The sequence below is a fragment of the Acidovorax sp. KNOB132 genome (assembly GCF_057541515.1).
The window spans coordinates 1-2232 of sequence record NZ_BAAJYT010000410.1; the positions used below are offsets into that span (position 1 = coordinate 1).

1 protein-coding gene and 1 pseudogene are annotated in these 2232 nt (G+C 72.2%); one reads left to right on the forward strand and one right to left on the reverse strand.

The window, feature by feature from the left end:
- Position 1 precedes the first annotated feature (1 nt).
- The gene (gene rocF, locus AC27IO_RS23145) at positions 2 to 892 is read left to right on the forward strand and encodes an arginase (protein ID WP_498741004.1); all 891 of its coding nucleotides are present in this window, start codon (positions 2 to 4) and stop codon (positions 890 to 892) included.
- 31 nt (positions 893 to 923) lie between these two features.
- Here rocF and AC27IO_RS23150 read toward each other — a convergent pair.
- Positions 924 to 2232: pseudogene (locus AC27IO_RS23150) on the reverse strand (AMP-binding protein); the annotation flags it as partial.

Consider the following 2232-nt stretch of genomic DNA (forward strand, 5'->3'; position numbering starts at 1 on the left):
CCTGGGCGCGGCCATGGGGCCCGACGCCCTGCGCGTCGCCCAGCTGGGCCCGGCCCTCGCGCGGTTCGGCGTGGACGTGGAAGATGCCGGCAACCTCTTCGGCCCACCCAACCCGCAAAGCGCGCGGGGCGACCACGGGCTGCGCAACCTGGCGGAATGCGTGGCATGGAACCGCGCGGTGCACGACGCCGTGTCCGCGCAGTTCGCCGCCGGCCGCATGCCCATCCTGCTCGGGGGCGACCACCACCTGGCGGTGGGCTCGATCAGCGCGGTCGCGCGGCACTGCCGCCAGACGGGCAAGCGCCTGCGCGTGCTCTGGCTCGATGCCCACGCGGACTGCAACACGCCCGCCATCTCGCCCAGCGGCAACGTGCACGGCATTCCCGTGGCGAGCCTGTACGGCTTCGGCCCCGAATCGCTGTCGGCCCTGGGCGGCGCCGTGCCCGCGCTGCAGGGCGCGCAGCTGTGCCAGATCGGCCTGCGCAGCGTGGACGACGAGGAAAAGCGCCTGATCCGCGAGCTGGGCATCGAGGTGTACGACATGCGCTCCATCGACGAGCTGGGCATGCGCGAGGTCATGCGCCGCGCGCTCGACGGGCTGGAGGGCGAGGCCGGCGACGATGTGCACCTGCACCTGAGTTTTGACGTGGACTTCCTCGACCCCGAGATCGCCCCCGGCACCGGCACCACCGTGCGCGGCGGCCCCAACTACCGCGAGGCGCAGCTTTGCATGGAGATGATCGCGGACACGGGCCGCCTGGCCTCGCTGGACATCGTGGAGCTGAACCCCGCGCTCGACATCCGCAATCAGACCGCCGAGCTGGTGGTCGACCTGGTGCAGAGCCTGTTCGGCAAGAGCACGCTGGTGCGCGCCCGCCCCGCGGCCGCGTGACGGCGTGACGGCGCGCTAACGCACTGAAGCGCTAAGGCGCCGCAGCGGTGGCCGCGCGCTGCTGCGCAAACGCCACGTACCAGGGCAGGCAGCCCGGGTTGGCCATGGCGTCCTGGTTGACCACTTTGTCCAGAGGCTGGCCCAACAAAAGCTTCTTGATGGGCAGCTCCTGCTTCTTGCCGCTCAGCGTGCGCGGCACCTCGGCCACCTGCACGATCTCGTCCGGCACGAAGCGCGGCGACAGCGCGGTGCGGATGGCCGCGGCGATGCGCCCGCGCAGGGCGTCGTCCAGCACCACGCCGCCCCGCAGCGCGACGAAGAGCGGCATGTAGCTGTCGCGGCCCAGCGATTCCAGGTCGACCACCAGGCTGTCCAGTACCTCGGGCAGGGCCTCGACGGCGCGGTAGATCTCGCTCGTGCCCATGCGCAGGCCGTGGCGGTTGATGGTGGCGTCGCTGCGCCCGTAGATCACGCAGCCGCCGTGGCGGCCGATCCGGATCCAGTCGCCGTGGCGCCAGACCGGGCCCATGTCCACGGGCCCGTCGCCGCCGCCCGGCCGCCGGCCGTGGCCGGGCGGGTACATGTCGAAATAGCTCGCCAGGTAGCGTTTGCCGTTCGGGTCGCCGCCCCGCCCGGCCGGGCCCGGCTCGCCATCGCCCCACAGGTACAGCGGCATGGACGGGATGGGCTGCGCGCACACCAGCTCGCCCACTTCGTCGATCACCGGCTGGCCCTCGGCGTTCCAGGCCTCGACCGCCGCGCCCAGCATGCGGCACTGCATCTCGCCGGGCACCTGGGGCAGTTCGCGGTGCCCGCCGATGAAGGCGCCGCAAAAATCGGTGCCGCCGGAGATGTTGTTCCACCAGATGTCGCCGTCCGCATGCCCCGACACGCCCAGCGCGCGGAACTGCGCCGTGCCCCAGGCCTGCACCTCGGGCGCGAGCGGCGAGCCGGTGGTGCCCAGCGCCCGCACGCGCGAGAGGTCGCCGCAGTCCGTGAGCGACAGGCCCGACTTCATGCAGTTGGCGTAGAAGGCCGCGCCCGCGCCGAAGAACGTCACGCCCGTCTCGGCGGCGAAGCGCCAGAGCGTGCCCCAGTCGGGCCGCTCGCGGCTGCCGCCCGGGTTGCCGTCGTAGATCACGCACGTCTGCCCGCCAGCAGGCCGCTCACCTGCGCGTTCCACATCACCCAGCCGGTCGAGCTGTACCAGTGGTAGCGCTCGCCGAACGAATTGGGCTCGTAGCTGCAGCCGATGTCGTTGTGCAGCCCCTTGAGCTGCAGCGCCACCAGCACCATGCCGCCGTGGCCGTGCACGATGGGCTTGGGCAGGCCGGTGGTGC